Source organism: Alkalilimnicola ehrlichii MLHE-1 (genome assembly GCF_000014785.1).
Taxonomy (GTDB): Bacteria; Pseudomonadota; Gammaproteobacteria; order Nitrococcales; family Halorhodospiraceae; genus Alkalilimnicola; species Alkalilimnicola ehrlichii.
In genome coordinates this window covers 1,523,119-1,538,561 of record NC_008340.1, presented here as the reverse complement: position 1 = coordinate 1,538,561, position 15,443 = coordinate 1,523,119, and the positions used below count along the sequence as shown (strand labels likewise).

General features: G+C 68.1%; 21 protein-coding genes. 7 read left to right on the top strand and 14 right to left on the bottom strand.

The annotated features are described in order from the left end of the window. The first annotated feature begins 271 nt into the window (after positions 1-271). On the top strand, positions 272-1,906 hold the full coding sequence (gene nadB, locus MLG_RS06830; RefSeq protein ID WP_011629082.1) for an L-aspartate oxidase: 1,635 nt from the start codon (positions 272-274) through the stop codon (positions 1,904-1,906). On the opposite strand, the gene MLG_RS06825 is transcribed toward nadB, so the two are convergent. The 7 genes from MLG_RS06825 to MLG_RS06795 all read right to left on the bottom strand — a co-directional run bounded on the left by MLG_RS06825 (position 1,887) and on the right by MLG_RS06795 (position 6,338). Then, entirely contained in the window at positions 1,887-2,327 is a 441-nt protein-coding gene (locus MLG_RS06825; RefSeq protein WP_232209293.1) for a hypothetical protein, read from the bottom strand. The two genes, nadB and MLG_RS06825, sit on opposite strands and share 20 nt — an antisense overlap. Before the next feature lie 34 nt (positions 2,328-2,361). Then, positions 2,362-2,604, bottom strand: a complete 243-nt coding sequence (locus MLG_RS06820; RefSeq protein WP_041717950.1) for an FAD assembly factor SdhE — start codon at positions 2,602-2,604, stop codon at positions 2,362-2,364. Positions 2,605-2,609: 5 nt separating this feature from the next. Next, a complete protein-coding gene (locus MLG_RS06815; RefSeq protein WP_011629079.1) occupies positions 2,610-3,386 on the bottom strand; it encodes a succinate dehydrogenase iron-sulfur subunit in 777 nt (258 codons plus the stop codon). Positions 3,387-3,404: 18 nt separating this feature from the next. After that, entirely contained in the window at positions 3,405-5,195 is a 1,791-nt protein-coding gene (gene sdhA, locus MLG_RS06810; protein WP_011629078.1) for a succinate dehydrogenase flavoprotein subunit, read from the bottom strand. A gap of 4 nt (positions 5,196-5,199) precedes the next feature. Beyond that, complete coding sequence (gene sdhD / locus MLG_RS06805) at positions 5,200-5,580, bottom strand: succinate dehydrogenase, hydrophobic membrane anchor protein (RefSeq protein ID WP_011629077.1); 381 nt, start codon at positions 5,578-5,580, stop codon at positions 5,200-5,202. Then, the gene (sdhC, locus tag MLG_RS06800) at positions 5,580-5,972 is read right to left on the bottom strand and encodes a succinate dehydrogenase, cytochrome b556 subunit (protein WP_011629076.1); all 393 of its coding nucleotides are present in this window, start codon (positions 5,970-5,972) and stop codon (positions 5,580-5,582) included. The genes sdhD and sdhC overlap by 1 nt, the downstream gene beginning before the upstream one ends. A gap of 186 nt (positions 5,973-6,158) precedes the next feature. Then, positions 6,159-6,338, bottom strand: a complete 180-nt coding sequence (locus MLG_RS06795; RefSeq protein ID WP_011629075.1) for a DUF1674 domain-containing protein — start codon at positions 6,336-6,338, stop codon at positions 6,159-6,161. 77 nt (positions 6,339-6,415) lie between these two features. Between MLG_RS06795 and ygfZ the strand changes: the two genes are divergently transcribed. Continuing rightward, complete coding sequence (gene ygfZ, locus MLG_RS06790) at positions 6,416-7,402, top strand: CAF17-like 4Fe-4S cluster assembly/insertion protein YgfZ (RefSeq protein ID WP_011629074.1); 987 nt, start codon at positions 6,416-6,418, stop codon at positions 7,400-7,402. A gap of 4 nt (positions 7,403-7,406) precedes the next feature. Here the strand turns inward: ygfZ and MLG_RS06785 are convergent, their stop codons facing one another. From MLG_RS06785 to MLG_RS06765, 5 genes are read right to left on the bottom strand one after another with little or no spacing between them, the layout of a single operon-like run. Further along, the gene (locus MLG_RS06785; RefSeq protein WP_011629073.1) at positions 7,407-8,144 is read right to left on the bottom strand and encodes an S-methyl-5'-thioinosine phosphorylase; all 738 of its coding nucleotides are present in this window, start codon (positions 8,142-8,144) and stop codon (positions 7,407-7,409) included. Further along, the gene (locus MLG_RS06780; protein ID WP_011629072.1) at positions 8,141-8,737 is read right to left on the bottom strand and encodes a hypoxanthine-guanine phosphoribosyltransferase; all 597 of its coding nucleotides are present in this window, start codon (positions 8,735-8,737) and stop codon (positions 8,141-8,143) included. Before MLG_RS06780 ends, MLG_RS06785 begins: the two co-directional genes overlap by 4 nt. A 29-nt stretch (positions 8,738-8,766) precedes the next feature. After that, positions 8,767-9,813: a beta-N-acetylhexosaminidase gene (gene nagZ / locus MLG_RS06775; protein ID WP_011629071.1), complete on the bottom strand. Its 1,047-nt coding sequence runs from the start codon at positions 9,811-9,813 to the stop codon at positions 8,767-8,769. Further along, positions 9,813-10,346 carry a L,D-transpeptidase gene (locus tag MLG_RS06770; protein WP_011629070.1) on the bottom strand — a complete coding sequence of 178 codons (534 nt, stop codon included), beginning with the start codon at positions 10,344-10,346 and terminating at the stop codon, positions 9,813-9,815. Before MLG_RS06770 ends, nagZ begins: the two co-directional genes overlap by 1 nt. A gap of 3 nt (positions 10,347-10,349) precedes the next feature. Next, on the bottom strand, positions 10,350-10,820 hold the full coding sequence (locus MLG_RS06765; protein WP_011629069.1) for a CYTH domain-containing protein: 471 nt from the start codon (positions 10,818-10,820) through the stop codon (positions 10,350-10,352). 101 nt (positions 10,821-10,921) lie between these two features. Between MLG_RS06765 and MLG_RS14790 the strand changes: the two genes are divergently transcribed. The 5 genes from MLG_RS14790 (at position 10,922) to moaC (ending at position 13,711) form a co-directional block, all read left to right on the top strand. Next, positions 10,922-11,374 carry a YiiD C-terminal domain-containing protein gene (locus MLG_RS14790; RefSeq protein WP_011629068.1) on the top strand — a complete coding sequence of 151 codons (453 nt, stop codon included), beginning with the start codon at positions 10,922-10,924 and terminating at the stop codon, positions 11,372-11,374. A 138-nt stretch (positions 11,375-11,512) separates the two neighbouring features. Continuing rightward, positions 11,513-12,211: a 2,3-diphosphoglycerate-dependent phosphoglycerate mutase gene (gene gpmA / locus MLG_RS06755; protein ID WP_011629067.1), complete on the top strand. Its 699-nt coding sequence runs from the start codon at positions 11,513-11,515 to the stop codon at positions 12,209-12,211. Positions 12,212-12,302: 91 nt separating this feature from the next. Continuing rightward, the gene (locus MLG_RS06750; protein ID WP_011629066.1) at positions 12,303-13,022 is read left to right on the top strand and encodes an SDR family NAD(P)-dependent oxidoreductase; all 720 of its coding nucleotides are present in this window, start codon (positions 12,303-12,305) and stop codon (positions 13,020-13,022) included. A 46-nt stretch (positions 13,023-13,068) separates the two neighbouring features. Next, positions 13,069-13,212: a DUF3096 domain-containing protein gene (locus tag MLG_RS15405; RefSeq protein ID WP_156774647.1), complete on the top strand. Its 144-nt coding sequence runs from the start codon at positions 13,069-13,071 to the stop codon at positions 13,210-13,212. Between the two features lies 1 nt (position 13,213). Then, a complete protein-coding gene (gene moaC / locus MLG_RS06745; RefSeq protein ID WP_011629065.1) occupies positions 13,214-13,711 on the top strand; it encodes a cyclic pyranopterin monophosphate synthase MoaC in 498 nt (165 codons plus the stop codon). 45 nt (positions 13,712-13,756) lie between these two features. Here the strand turns inward: moaC and MLG_RS06740 are convergent, their stop codons facing one another. Together MLG_RS06740 and MLG_RS06735 are read right to left on the bottom strand one after the other, a co-directional pair. After that, the gene (locus MLG_RS06740; RefSeq protein ID WP_011629064.1) at positions 13,757-14,098 is read right to left on the bottom strand and encodes a 4a-hydroxytetrahydrobiopterin dehydratase; all 342 of its coding nucleotides are present in this window, start codon (positions 14,096-14,098) and stop codon (positions 13,757-13,759) included. 40 nt (positions 14,099-14,138) lie between these two features. Further along, complete coding sequence (locus tag MLG_RS06735) at positions 14,139-15,407, bottom strand: glycerate kinase type-2 family protein (protein WP_011629063.1); 1,269 nt, start codon at positions 15,405-15,407, stop codon at positions 14,139-14,141. Positions 15,408-15,443 lie beyond the last annotated feature (36 nt).

Below are 15,443 nucleotides of genomic sequence, written 5' to 3'. Positions count from 1 at the left end.
TGAGCCTGGGGCGCCCTATGTCTCTTCCGGTAGACAGTGTGCAACATCGATAGTTCGCGCGGCCTGGGGTTACGGGTATAGTGGAAGCCATGATCTGCGGGAAACCCGGGTGTATTATCATCACCCGGCCAGGGACGGACAGGCCCCCCCGAGACGCCTGAGGTTAGCCGATTGGCAATCGGGCACGCAAGCAAGCCCGCCGCCCGGTGAGGGTCGGGGGTTGGTGACGTCCCGGCCTCATCGCCCACTGGAGCCACAAGATTCACACGCCATGCCCAAGTCGTACGACGTATTGATCATCGGCAGCGGCGTCGCCGGTCTGACTGCGGCGTTGCGCCTGCCCCGCCAGCTGCGTATCGCGGTGCTCTCCAAAGACGAACTCCATGAAGGCGCCACCCTGTATGCCCAGGGCGGCGTCTCGGCGGTGCTCGACGCGGCGGACTCGGTGGAGAACCACGTCCGGGACACCCTGGACGCCGGCGCCGGCCTCTCTGACCCCGAGGCGGCCCGCTTCGTGGCCACCCGCGCCGCCGATGCCATCGAGTGGCTACTTGAGCACCAGGTGCCCTTCTCCACCCAGCCGGGTGAGGATGGGGCCCCGGTGCTGCATCTGCACCGCGAGGGCGGGCACAGCCACCGCCGCATCGTGCACGCCGCCGACGCCACCGGCCGGGCCATCGAGACGACCCTGATCGATGCGGTGCGGGCCGCGCCCAATATCACCCTGCTGCCCCACCGGGTGGCGGTGGACCTGATCACCGGGCGCAAGCTGGCCCTGGACCACGACCGCTGCCTGGGCGCTTACGTGCTCTCCGAGGCCAGCGGCCGGGTCGAGGTGGTGCCGGCCCGCTGCGTGGTTCTGGCCACCGGCGGCGCGAGCAAGGCCTATCGGTTTACCACCAACCCGGACGGCTCCACCGGCGATGGCATCGCCATGGCCTGGCGCGCCGGCTGCCGGGTGACCAATATGGAGTTCAATCAGTTCCACCCCACCTGCCTGTACCACCCCAAGGCCAAGTCCTTCCTGATCAGCGAAGCGGTGCGCGGTGAGGGCGGACGGCTCCTTTTACCGGACGGCGAGCCCTTCATGCAGCGCTTTGACGAGCGCGGCGAGCTGGCGCCCCGGGATATCGTGGCCCGGGCGATAGACCACGAAATGAAACGGCTCGGCGCCCCCTGTGTCTATCTGGACATCAGCCACCGGCCGGCGGATTTCATCCGTGAGCACTTCCCCACCATCCACGCCCGCTGTCTCGACTACGGGCTCGACATCACTCGCGAGCCCATCCCGGTGGTGCCGGCCGCCCACTACACCTGCGGCGGTGTCCACGTGGACCACCGGGCGCGGACGGACGTGCCCGGCCTATATGCAGTGGGGGAGACCGCCTACACCGGGTTGCACGGCGCCAACCGCCTGGCCAGCAACTCCCTGCTGGAGTGCCTGGTTTACGCCCGCGCCGCCGCCGAGGACATTGCCGCGCAACTGCCTGAGCTGCCGTCGCCGCCGACCCTGCCCCCCTGGGATGACAGCCAGGTCACCGACTCCGACGAACAGGTCGTGGTCAGCCACAACTGGGCCGAGCTGCGGCGCTTCATGTGGGATTACGTGGGCATCGTGCGCAGCGACAAAAGGCTGGAGCGTGCCGCGCGCCGGGTGGAGCTGCTCAGCCATGAGATACAGGAGTACTACGGCAACTTCCGCGTCAACGCCGATCTCTTGGAGCTGCGCAATCTGGTGGTGGTCGCCGACCTGATCGTGCGCAGTGCCCGCGCCCGCAAGGAGAGCCGCGGCCTGCACTACACCATTGATCACCCGCGCCGGGCCATCGACCCGCCACCCACACCGACGGTGCTGACGCCCCGCCCCCCGGCCCCCTTTGGCCACCTCAAGGCCGGCGCCGTCTGACCAGCCCGCGTATCCGCTCGCCGGCCGATCCGGCAGGCGGCGCCGTCACCGCCCCCGCCCCCTGCCCGTGCTGCAGCCAGCAGCGCAGTCGGCGCCAGCTCCGGTCCGCCACGGCCCGGCGCCGCACGGGTACGAACAACGCCCCGCGCTCACTGTCCAGTGCCAGCAGGCAAGCACCCGGTAGTGTGGCGTCGCAGCGCACCCGCGCCGGCCGCCACGACCGATCGCTGAAGCGGACCTGGAGGCCGCCGTCCGGTCCCAGCGCCAGCGCCGTCACCCGGCGCGGTGCGCGCGGCCGCAGGTAGAGGTGGACGGCCCGCAGGGCCATCGCCGCCAGCCCCAACGCCACAGCGGCGCTGGTCCACCGAGGTAACAGCGTCAGCGCCGCAACGATGCCCACGGTGTAGGGCGCCAATAGCAAAAGGGCCGACCCCGGCGGGGTCGGCCCTTGCAGATCAACGCGGTATGTTCCGTATTCGCTGAACCAATGCATCCAGGGCCCCATCCGTGGGCCGGCGGTCGGTTAAAAGCCACGCCTGAAGCTGGTCATCCTCGCAGTCCAGCAGGCGCTCGAAGGTGACCCGCTCGCTGTCGGTCAGCGCCCCATAGCCCTTAGCAAGGAAACGCTCGAAGAGGATGTCCAGCTCCTTGGTGCCGCGCCGGCAGCGCCAGCGCAACCGTTTCAACTCAGCCGTCACGCCGGTTACCGCCGCATCACCAGCATCTTCTTGATCTCCGCGATGGCCTTACCCGGGTTAAGCCCCTTGGGACAGGTCTTCGCGCAGTTCATGATGGTGTGGCAGCGATAGAGCTTGAAGGGGTCCTCCAGCTCGTCCAGCCGTTCGCCGGTGGCCTCGTCGCGGCTGTCGACGATCCAGCGGTAGGCCTGCAGCAGGATGGCCGGGCCCAGATACCGATCGCTGTTCCACCAGTAGCTCGGGCAGCTGGTGGAGCAGCAGGCGCAGAGGATGCACTCATAGAGCCCGTCCAGCTTGGCCCGGTCCTCCTTGGACTGAAGGCGCTCCTGATCCGGCGGGGCCGGGGTCTGGGTGCGCATCCAGGGCTTGATGGAGGCGTACTGGGCGTAGAAGTGGGTCATGTCCGGCACCAGGTCCTTGACCACCGACATGTGTGGCAGCGGGTAGATCTTGACATCCCCCCGCACCTCGTCAATGGCCTTGGTGCAGGCCAGGGTGTTGGTGCCGTCGATGTTCATGGCACAGGAGCCGCAGATCCCCTCACGGCAGGAGCGCCGGAAGGTCAGCGTTGGGTCCACTTCGTTCTTGATCTTGATCAGGGCGTCCAGCACCATCGGCCCACAGTTATCCAGGTCCACCTCGTAGGTGTCCAGACGCGGGTTCTGACCGGCGTCCGGATCCCACCGGTAGATCTTGAACTGGCGGACGTTGCCGCCGGACTCGGCCTTCCAGGTCTTGCCCTCGCCCACCACGGAGTTGGCGGGAAGCTTGAATTCTGCCATTACCTGTTACCTCCTCGCCTAGTAGACACGCGCCTTGGGCGGAATGACTTCCATCTCATCGGTGAGCGTGTACATGTGCACCGGCCGGTAGTCCAGCTTGACCTTGCCGTCCTGGCCCACCCACGACAGGGTGTGCTTATGCCAGTTGTCGTCGTCACGCTCCGGGAAGTCCTCGCGGGCATGCGCGCCCCGGCTCTCTTCGCGGTTGCGGGCGGACTCAATGGTCGCCACCGCGTTGCCCAGCAGGTTCTCCAGCTCCAGCGTCTCCACCAGATCGGAGTTCCAGATCAGGCTGCGGTCACTCACCGCCACGTCCTCGAAGGAGGCATAGACGGCGGCCATGCGCTCACAGCCCTCCTGCAGGCTCTCGCCGGTGCGGAAGACCGCGGCGAAGTTCTGCATGGTCTCCTGCATGCCGTCGCGGATCTCCGCGGTGGGCTTGCTGCCCTTGGCGTTACGCAGCCGCTCGAGCCGCTCCAACGCCAGGTCGCCGGCGCCCGGCTGCAGCGCCCGCTGCACCGTGTCGCCCTCCTTGATGAGCTCAGCGGCGCGGATGGCTGCGGCGCGGCCGAACACCACCAGGTCGAGCAGCGAGTTGGAACCCAGGCGGTTGGCGCCGTGCACCGAGACGCAGGCCGCCTCACCGATGGCCATCAGCCCCGGCACCACCTGGTCCGGGTTGCCATCCTTCAGGGTGACCACCTCACCCTGATAATTGGTGGGGATCCCACCCATGTTGTAGTGCACCGTCGGGATAACCGGGATCGGCTCCTTGGTGACATCCACGCCGGCGAAGATCCGCGCCGTCTCGGCGATGCCGGGCAGCCGCTCGTGGATAACCTCGGCACCCAGGTGCTCCAGGTGCAGGTGGATATGGTCCTTCTTCGGACCCACGCCCCGGCCCTCGCGGATCTCCACCGTCATCGAGCGGCTGACCACGTCGCGGGAGGCCAGGTCCTTGGCGTTGGGCGCGTAACGCTCCATGAAACGCTCACCCTCGGAGTTGGTCAGGTAACCGCCCTCACCGCGCACGCCCTCGGTGATCAGGCAGCCGGAGCCGTAAACCCCGGTGGGGTGGAACTGCACGAACTCCATGTCCTGCAGCGGCAGGCCGGCCCGCAGCACCATGCCGCTGCCGTCGCCGGTGCAGGTATGGGCCGAGGTGCAGGAGAAGTAGGACCGGCCGTACCCCCCGGTGGCCAGCACAGTGATCTGACCGATAAAGCGGTGGATGGTCCCGTCCGCCAGGTTAAGGGCAACCACCCCGCGGCAACGGTCGTCCTCCATGATCAAATCGATGGCGAAGTACTCGATAAAGAACTCCGCCTGGTGGGCCAGCGCCTGCTGATACAGGGTGTGCAGAATGGCGTGGCCGGTCCGGTCGGCGGCGGCGCAGGTGCGCTGCGCCGTGCCCTCGCCGTAACGCACCGTCATACCGCCGAAGGGCCGCTGGTAGATCTTGCCCTCCTCGGTGCGGGAGAAGGGCACGCCGTAGTGCTCCAGCTCGATAATGGCCGGGATCGCCTCGCGGCACATGTACTCGATGGCGTCCTGGTCGCCCAGCCAGTCCGACCCCTTGATGGTGTCATAGGCGTGATAGCGCCAGTCGTCCTCGCCCATGTTGCCCAGCGCGGCGGACACGCCCCCCTGAGCCGCCACGGTATGGCTACGGGTGGGAAAGACCTTGGTGACGCAGGCCGTCTTCAGGCCCTTCTCGGCCATACCAAAGGTGGCGCGCAGACCGGCACCGCCGGCGCCCACCACCACCACATCGTAATGATGATCGATAATTTTGTAATCGCCCGCCATTGACTCAGCTCCCCAGCGCGACACGCAGCACCGCCAGGATGGCGATGGCGGCCAGCAGCACGGTGATGAATTTCATCGCGATCAGGCTCGCGAACTTGGCTCTCTCGTCGTGCACGTAGTCCTCAATGACCACCTGCAGGCCCAGCTTGATGTGCCAGAACAGCGCCGCCAGGGACAGCACCCAGAGCACCGTGGTCATCGGGTTGGCGACCCAGGCCACGGTGGCCTCATAGCCGGCCCCGCCGTGGCGGGCAAGCCCGAAGGCCAGCCAGAGCATGAGGGGAACCAGGGCCACGGCGGTGAGCCGTTGCAGCCACCAATGGCTGACCCCGTCCTTGGCAGAGCCCAGGCCCTGCGCCTCTTTGATATTCGTCCTCAGGTTCATCAGGCACCTCCCGTGCTCAGGGCGACGATCCAGACCACCACCGTCAGCACGACGCTGGCGATGACCACCAGATACCCGGACCGGTACACCGACTCAAGCTCGAAACCGCGCCCGGTATCCCAGACCAGGTGACGAATGCCGTTACACAGGTGGTAGAAAAGCGCCAGCGTGAACAGGAACAGGATCACCTTGCCGATGAAGCTGCCCACCACGCCGTTGACGGTGGCGAAGGCCTCCGGCCCGGCGGCCAGGGCCGACAGCCACCAGACGAGGATGATGCTGCCCAGCGCCAGGACGACGCCACTGCCCCGGTGGCAAATGGACAACACAGAAGTGAGCTGCGGCTTGTAAACCTGCAGGTGTGGAGAAAGCGGCCTGTTATCCGTCTGCATTATTGTGACACTCCGCTGTAGGGACGGGTGATTCTTTCCGGCGCATAAGCTAGCGCTATGGACCGGATAAAGCAACCTGATGGGTCAATCAGCGCCGGGAGCGTCAGGATGAACCCGGTTATTTATCAACTGATTACAGAAGGTACCGAAAGTGCCTTCCCATATGCCGCAGTGCAACGGCCGGGATCAGAAGTCCGAGCAACGGCCGTTACGCTCCCAATCGCCGTAGCGGGTCGGCTCCGGCCCCTTGGGCCCGCCGATCTCCTTCGGCCGCCCGTCACCGGCAGCGACGGCCCCCGTGGTATCATCCCGGGCATCGTTTTTGGAATCCGCAACAGGCTGTTGCTCGGCGTCGGGTTTGCGCATTTCCCTCTCCTGAGATTATTCGCTGTCAGGGCGACAGCCATTATGCCATAGGCCCGTTGGGTACTGAGGAGGTCTTGATGTCCGCGACCTGGACTGATATTCAGGATACCGCCCCGGTCAGCGGTGACACGCTGCCGGCCACGCTCTTGACCCCCTTGCCCGAGGCGGGGGTGATTGCCGTGGAGGGGCCGGACGCGACCACCTTTCTGCACAGTCAGTTGACCCACGATATCGAAGGCATGCCGGAGGGCAGCTGGCGCCTGGCCGGCTGGTGCAACCCCAAGGGCCGCCTGCTGGCCCTGTTCCGCGTGGTCCGCGACGGCGATCAGAGCTTCCGGCTGCTCTGCCCGGGCGAACTGGTCACGGGCGTGATGCGCCGGTTGCAGATGTTCATCCTCCGGGCCCGGGTCACGCTTGACGACCGCTCCGGGGAGCAGTTGCTGCTGGGGCTTTACGGTGAGGAGGCCCTGGACGCCGCCACCCGGGAGTTGAACACGACCCTCCCGGAGCCGAGCGGGACGACCCATACCCACGGGGCCACCCTGCTGGCGCTGGCCGCAGACCGCGCGCTGCTGATCGCCGGTCCGGACCGCATGAAGCGGCTCTGGCTGGCCCTGCATCACCTGCCGGTGGGCGACCCGCAACACTGGCGCCTGCTGCAGATCCGGGCCGGCGAGCCCGAGATCTTCCAGGACAGCCAGGACCTGTTCATCCCGCAGATGGCCAATCTCGACGTGATCGACGGCCTAAGCTTCCGCAAGGGCTGCTACCCCGGTCAGGAAGTGGTGGCGCGCATGCACTACCTGGGACGGCTGAAGAAACGGATGTTCCCGATCAGCGGGACAGGCCTGCCCCCACGGCCGGGCACCGAGGTGCGGGACCCGGCGGACAAGCGCCTCGGGCAGGTGGTGGTGGCGGAGAGCGATGGCGAGGACAGCTTTGCCGGGCTGGCCGTGCTCCCCCTCGACCACGCCGAGTACGGCGCGGCCCTGATAGAGGGCAAGCCCATCACCGTGGGGCCGTTACCGGAGGCGGCCCACCCGCCAAGCAAGGGTCGCGGATAGGGGGCTAGAGGCGCGGCACCACCCGTGCCAGCAAGGTCCGCACCCGACCCATGCCCTGGACCAGATTCGCCTCAATCTCGTCCATGGTGACGGTGCGCCCCCCGGTGCCTGCGGCCCAGTTCGCCACCACCGCGCAGGTGGCGTAGGCCAGCCCCGCCTCCCGGGCCAGGGCCGCCTCGGGCATCCCGGTCATGCCCACCAGGTGGCAGCCGTCCCGTGCCAGCCGGCGCACCTCGGCCGCCGTCTCCAGCCGCGGCCCCTGGGTGGCACCGTAGGTCCCCCAGGGCACCGCCCCCAGGTCGGCCTCCTCCGCCGCCGCGATCAGCACGTCCCGGAGCGCCTGGTCGTAGGGGTAGGTGAAATCGATATGCACCACATCGGTCAGGTCCTGCTCGAAGAAGGTGTGCCGGCGCCCGTACGTGTAATCGATGATCTGGTCCGGAAAGGCCAGTCGCGCCGGTTCCATCTCCTCGCTGATCCCGCCCACTGCGGCCACCGCGATCAGTTTGCGCACACCCAGGTGACGCATGGCCCAGATGTTGGCCCGGTAGTTGATCTGGTGCGGCGGGATGGTGTGGGCATAGCCATGGCGGGCGAGAAACATCACCTCCCGCCCCTGGAGCACGCCATGAATGACCGGCCCGGACGGCTCGCCAAAGGGGGTGCGAACCACCTCCCGACGGGTGATCTCCAACCCCTCCAGCGTGGTCAGGCCGGTGCCCCCGATGATTGCCAATGTCATTGCGTCGGCTCCTTTGCTTCAGCCCGGTCGCCGGTGGCCGGCGCCGGCTCGCGCACGGCGAAGATTCCCGGGGCGTTACGGCACAGCCCCTTGTAGTCCATACCCACCCCGAAGACGTAGCGGTCAGGCACTTCCAGGCCGACGAAGTCGGCGCGCAGCCCGGGATGCTTGCGTTGGTGGAGCTTGTTCACCAGAACCGCGGTGAGGACCTCCGCAGCGCCCTGCGCCTGCAGGGCCTCGACGATCCCGGCCAGGGTATGGCCCTCGTCCAGGATATCGTCCACCACCAGCACCACCCGGTCCCGTACCGGGGTACCCGGCTCCGCCCGCCACTGCAGGTCGTTCTGCCCACTCAGGCCACCGCGATAGCGGGTGGCATGGACGTAGTCCAGCTGCAGCGGAAACCCCAGGCGGGGCAGCAACATACCCGCTGGCACCATGCCACCGATCATCACCCCGAGAATCAGCGGGCGAGTGTGTTCGAGCCGTTCCGTGATCTGGCTCGCAAGGTCGTCCAGCGCCCGGTCCACGGCCTGTCCGTCGTGGATCAGGTCCGCCTCGCTGAGGATCCGCTCCGCCTCATCCCACGCCATCGGTCCGCCCCCTCCCATTGCTCATCCGCTCAAACCTCCAGTTCGCCTTCCGGAGAGGGATCCTGCCCTCTGACCCGCCGGACCGCCTCCTGCCAGCGCGTCAGACGGTGCAGCTTCCGCCAGTTGTCCACGACCGGTCGGCCATGCAACCGCACCAGGCGCATGTCGGACACCGGATCCGGGTCGGGAAGGTGACGCAGCACCGCCGGCACCGCCTCCGGGTGGTTGCACAGCAGCACCATATCGCAGCCCGCCTCCATGGCCGCCCGCGCGCGTCGGGGCAACGGCCCGGCCTCGGCGGCGGCGGCCATCCCCAGGTCGTCGCTGAACACGGCCCCTTCGTACCCCAGCTCGCCCCGCAACACCTCGCCGATCCAGTACCCGGAGAACGTGGCCGGCAGCGGGTCGATCGCCTGGTAGATCACGTGGGCGGTCATCATCCCGGGCAGACGATCACCCGCGAGCCGCCGGAAGGGCACCAGGTCCGCGCCCTCCAGGGCGCTGCGCGCGCGCGGGTCCCGGGGCAGCTCCAGGTGAGAGTCCGGCGCCACCGAGCCGTGGCCGGGGAAGTGCTTGCCCACCGCCGCCATACCCGCATCGCGCATGCCCGCGACCCAACCACGCGCCAGGTGCACCACCGCCTCCGGACGGGAATGGAAGGCCCTATCGCCGATCACCCGGCTGACCCCCCGACCCAGATCCAGCACCGGCGCAAAACTGAAATCGACCCCGCAGGCCAGCAGTTCCGAGGCCATGAGCCAGCCCATGTCGTGGGACAGTGCGCGCGCCTGGGCCGGATCGCGGTCGTACACCGCGGCGAGCACGCCGGGTGCCGGCAGCCGGGTAAACCCCTCGCGGAAGCGCTGCACCCGCCCACCCTCCTGGTCCACCGCGATCAGCAACGGCGGGCGGCGCAGGGCGTGGATGGCGTCGGTCAACGCCCGCAACTGCTCCGGCGACTGGAAATTGCGGCTGAACAGGATGACCCCGCCGACCCGGGGGTGGCACAACAGCGTCCGCTCCTCCGAGCTCAGCCGGGTCCCCTCAAGCCCCATCATGAGTGGTCCGAGCAGCATCACCCCACCTCCTTGCGGCCCGGTGGCGCCCCGACCCCAAGCCAGACCCGGGTCCCGGGCGTGATCCGGTCGAACAGGGCAATGACATCGGTGTTGCGCATGCGGATGCAGCCGTGGCTCAGAGGGATCCCCATAGGGCATTCGTCCGGACAGCCATGAATGTAAATGTAGCGGCGCTGGGTATCCACCCGGCCACCCCGGTTGACGCCCGGTTCCTCGCCACACAGCCAGAGGATACGGCTGAGGATCCAGTCGCGCTCGGGCTGGGCCCGGCCCAGTGCCGAGGTGTAGACCTCGCCCGTCGGCCGGCGGCCGACGAACACCGCCCCCGGCGGCTGTCCTGCGCCGATACAGGCCCGGATGCGATGCCAGCCGCGGGGCGTTCGGCCGCTGCCCTCGCCTTCCCCGATGCCCTGCCGCCCGGTGGATACCGGCCAGCGGTGCAGCGCCGTCGGTCCCTGAAACAGGGTCAGGACCTGAGCGGCCAGGTCCACGGCCAACCAGCGCGGCTTGGCGCTCCCCGACTCGCCCATCGTCTACTTCCAGTCCCGGTAGGGGTGCTTCACCAGGTTGATGTTGTAGTATTTGGGGTCGTGCGAGACCTCCTCGCCGGCCCAGTCGGGGCGCTCGAAGGGCTCGTCCGGATCGCTCAGTTCCACCTCGGCCACCACCAGCCCGGCGTTGTCTCCCTCGAAGACGTCCACCTCCCAGACGTGATCCCCCACCGGCACCTCGTAACGGGTCTTTTCCACAAAGGGCCGGTCACAGAGCTCCTCGAGCATCTCACGGGCCTCATCCACCGGGATGGGGTACTCGTACTCCATGCGTTCCACCCCCAGGGTCATGCTCTTGATATTGAGTCGGCCCTGATCACCGGTGATCCGCACCCGGATGGACGCCCGGCGGGTGCCGCCGAAGTACCCCTGCCGATACGCCCTTCCGGGCCCGGCATCGGCCCGCCAACGGTCGTCCCGAACCAGGAACTTGCGCTCGATCTCTGCCGGCATGCTGCCCCCTTTGCTGTCCCAGGCCCCATGCTAACCCAAGCTGGGCCCCCGGTGGTGCTAGAATCCGCAACGGGAGCCCAGGGAAAGAGGAAGGAGCGGCCGTGGCAGTAGACGACAACGACAAGCGTGCCCTGCAGGCGGAGCTGCACCGCCTGATTCCCCTATCGGCCCGGATGGCCATCCAGGTGGACGACCTGGGGCCAACCCATATCACCCTGAGCGCGCCACTGGGCCCGAATCACAACCACGCCGGGACCGGCTTCGCCGGCGCCATCTATTCGGTCTGTGTGCTGGCCGGCTGGGCCCTGCTCCGCCACGTGACCGAGGGGGCGGGCCAGCAGGCGGAGCTGGTGATCGCCGATGCGCGGATGCACTACCAGCGCCCGGTCACCGGCCCGATCGTCGCCCACACCACCCTCACCCCGGAGCAGCGCGAGGAGTTGCTCCAGAGGCTGCGCACCGGCCGGCGGGTGCGCCTGCCGCTGGTGATCCAGGTGGGCGAGCGCGACGATCCGGACGCCACCCTGCAGGGGCGCTACTTTGCCCGCCCGTGAGGCGCCGCAGCCGGTTCCGCACGGGCATGGGGTGGCCCCGGGGGCCGTCGGCGGATAAACTGCCCGGCCAATGATCGATACCAAGCCACTCCTAAGGATAGGCGTTTAAGGACAGGCGTAAGAAAAGGGCGCAGGCACATGAAAAAACTTGTTTTACTCCGCCACGGGCAAAGCATCTGGAACCAGGAAAACCGGTTCACCGGCTGGCACGACGTCGACCTGACCGAAAAGGGCCGGGAAGAGGCCCAGGCCGCCGGTCAGCTGATGAAACGGCACGGCCTGCGCTTCGACTACGCCTACACCTCCGTGCTCAAGCGCGCTATCCGCACGCTCTGGATCGGACTGGATGAGCTGGACCAGATGTGGATCCCCGTCACCAAGGCGTGGCAACTCAACGAGCGCCACTACGGTGCCCTTACTGGCCTGAACAAGGCGGAGACCGCCGAGGAATACGGCGCCGAACAGGTCCATATCTGGCGCCGCAGCTACGACACTCCTCCTCCTCCGCTGGACGAAACCAGCCCCTACCACCCCAGGCACGACCCGCGCTACGCCAGCCTCAAACCGGAGCAGCTCCCGGCGACCGAGTCCCTGGCCCTGACCCTGGAGCGGGTCCTGCCCTACTGGAACGAACGCATCGTGCCCACCCTGCGTGATTGCGACAACGTGCTGATCGCGGCCCACGGCAACAGCATCCGGGCCCTGATCAAACACCTGGACGGGCTGGACGACGAGGCCATCATGAAGGTGGAGATCGCCACCGGCGACCCCTTGGTCTACGAACTCGATGACGCCCTCGCGGTGGTGGACAAGCACTACCTCCGGGAGCGGGATTGACCCCGTCCCGCCGGCACCCGCCGGGGCCGTGCCTTGACCACGTTCCGGGGCGCGGCTAGGGTCGGCCCGTCGGCCTGCAGGGAGCCCGTCTATGGCAGCTGAAAAGATCGCTCTGGTCACCGGGGGCAGCCGCGGCATCGGGGTCGAGGTGGCCCGCCAGCTCGCCCGCAAGGATTACCGGGTGGTCATTACCAGCCGGGATGGGCTGGCCGGCAAGGCCGCTGCCGACAAGCTGCGCAGCGAGAACCTCGAGGTCTTCCACCAGCCGCTGGAGTTGACCCGCCAGGAGAGCGTGCGGAGGCTGGCCGGGTACCTTCAGGAGCAGTTCGGCCGCCTGGATGCACTGGTCAACAACGCCGGCCAGTTCATCGATCCGGATCCGGACGATCCCCGGCAGGCCAGCGTGCTTGAGGCGCCCCTGAGCCAGCTGCAGGCGAGCCTCGACGTCAACCTGCTGGGCACCGTCCGCGTCTGCCAGGCCGTGGTCCCGCTGATGCGCGGCCACGCCGGTTGCATCGTCAACGTGAGTTCCGGCTACGGCCAGCTCCAGGGCATGAAGGCCGCCTTCCCGGGCTACCGCATCTCCAAGACCGCCCTGAATGCCCTCACCCGCCTGCTGGCGGCGGAGCTGGAGGCCGACGGCATCCGCGTCAACAGCGTCGACCCGGGGTGGACCCGTACCCGCATGGGCGGCAGCCAGGCCCCGCGCAGCCCCGCTGAGGCCGCCAACGGCATCGTCTGGGCGGCGACCCTGCCGGCGGACGGGCCGAGTGGCGGGTTTTTCCGCGACGGCACCGCGATTCCCTGGTAGGATCCATTCGGTTTATGGCGGAATATCAGAGGGATCAGGCCGAATCATGACCATCCACATCTCCTCTTCCACCCTGCCGGCCATCCTGGCCATCCTGGCCGGCATTGGGGTGCTGGTGGCGCCCAGCCATCAGCGCTACATCCTGGGGGCCTTCCTGATCGCCTTTGGCGTGCTGGAGCTGTTCTTCTGACATGGCTAAGAGCGACGACCTGACCCACCTCAACCCCGAGGGCGAGGTCCATATCGTGAACGTCGGTGAAAAGGCGGGCACCCGGCGGGTGGCCGTGGCTGAGGGCTGGATCGAGATGGCCCCGGCTACCCTTGAGCGCCTGATCGCCGGCGACCTGAAGAAAGGCGATGCCCTGGGTGCGGCACGCATCGCCGGGCTGATGGCGTGCAAGCGCACCTGGGAGTTGATCCCCCTCTGCCATCCCATTGCCCTCACCCACGCCTCGTTGGAGCTTACCCCGGATCGTGACCGCCACGCCGTGCACTGTCAGGCGCGCACCGAGACCGTGGAGCGAACCGGGGTGGAGATGGAGGCCTTGACCGCGGTCCAGGTGGCACTGCTGACCGTCTACGACATGTGCAAGGCGATGGACCGGGGCATGCGCATCACCGGCGTGCAACTGCTGCACAAGAGCGGCGGCCGCTCCGGCACCTGGGATCGCGACCGCCCGGCGGGCTGAGGGTGGCGGCGCCGGCGCAGCGTGACCACCGACGCCGGCTTGCCGTCAGCGCCGGGCCTGATCCCAGGCCTGATTGATCTTGGCGGCCAGGATGAAGTCGTTTTCGTGCAGCCCGCCGATCTTGTGGGTGTAGAGTTCCACCTGGACGAAGCCCCAGCCAAGGGTGATCTGCGGGTGGTGGTCCTCCTGCTCCGCCAATTCGCCCACGGTCTGCGTGAACCCCAGTGCGGTGGCGAAATCGCCGGTCTTGAAATGCCGCTCGATCCGGGTGCCCGCATGGGTCAGCTCCCATCCCGGCACCTCGGCCAGGTACCGCTGGGCCGCCGCCTCGTCCATCGGTTCGACCCCACCCTGACAGGCCGTGCAGACTTTATCCGTCAATGACATAGCCGATACACCTCCGGTGTCGCTTCAAATGAGTGCGCCGTCACCGCGGCAGCACAAGGATGGCCCGAAAGTCGTTCACATTGGTCAGTGTAGGCCCCGTCACCAACAAGTCACCCAGGGCGGCGAAGAAGCCGTAGGCGTCGTTGTCCGTCAGGCAGGCCAGCGGATCGACGCCGGCCCGGCGGGCAGCGTCTAGGGTGTCCGGGCCGACCCAGGCACCGGCGTTATCCTCGGTACCGTCCACCCCGTCGGTGTCGGCGGCCAGCGCCCAAATCCCCGGGTGGCCCTCCAGGGCCAGCGCGGCGGCCAGGGCGAACTCCGCATTGGGGCCGCCCCGGCCCCGGCCACGGACGGTGACCGTCGTCTCGCCGCCGGAGAGCAGAACACAGGGCGGCTGCACCGGCCCCTCGCCGGCGGCGATCCGCCGCGCCAGGGTGGCCTGATCCCGGGCCACAACCCGGGATTCACCGGTGATCGCGTCCCCCAGCAACCAGGGGGTGACACCGGCCTCCCGCGCCCGCTCGGCGGCCGCCTCCAGTGCCTGCGCCGGGGTGGCCACCAGTCGGTTCTCCACCCCCGCCAGGCGCGGATCCTCCGGGCCCGGGGTCTCGCCCCGGCCGGTGCGCAGCACCTCGTCCACGGCGGTGGGCACCCGGAGTCGGTAGCGCTCCAGCACCGCGCGGGCATCGGCGCAGGTGGTGGCGTCGCCCACGGTGGGGCCGGAAGCGATCACCGCCGGGTCATCACCGGCTACATCCGAGACCAACAGCGCCACCACCCGCGCCGGATGGCAGGCCGCTGCCAGCCGGCCACCCTTGACCGCCGACAGATGCCGGCGCACGCAGTTGATCTCGGTGATGTCCGCACCGCTGCGCAGCAATGCCCGCGAGACCGCCTGTTTGGTGGCCAGATCCAGGCCGGGTGCCGGCTGCACCAGCAGGGCCGAACCGCCCCCGGAGATCAGGGCGATGACCAGGTCGTCGGCGCTCAGGTCGCTCACCCATTCGAGGATCCTGGCGGTTGCCTGCACCCCGCGCTCGTCCGGCACCGGGTGCCCGGCCTCCTCCACCAGTACCCGCTGGCAGGGCACCGCATGGCCGTAGCGGGTGACCACCAGCCCCTCCAGCGGCCCCGGCCACAGCCGCTCCAGGGCGCGCGCCATCGCCGCGGCCCCCTTCCCCGCACCAATGACCAGCGTGCGCCCCGTCGGGGGCTCAGGAACCTGGCCGGGCAGCGCCCGCTCCGGTGCGACCCGCTCCACGGCGGTCTGGAAAAGGGTGCGCAGAAAGGCCTCAGGTTGAATGTTCATGCTTTCAGTTTAGTTGCGGGCTCGTAGAATAGGCCA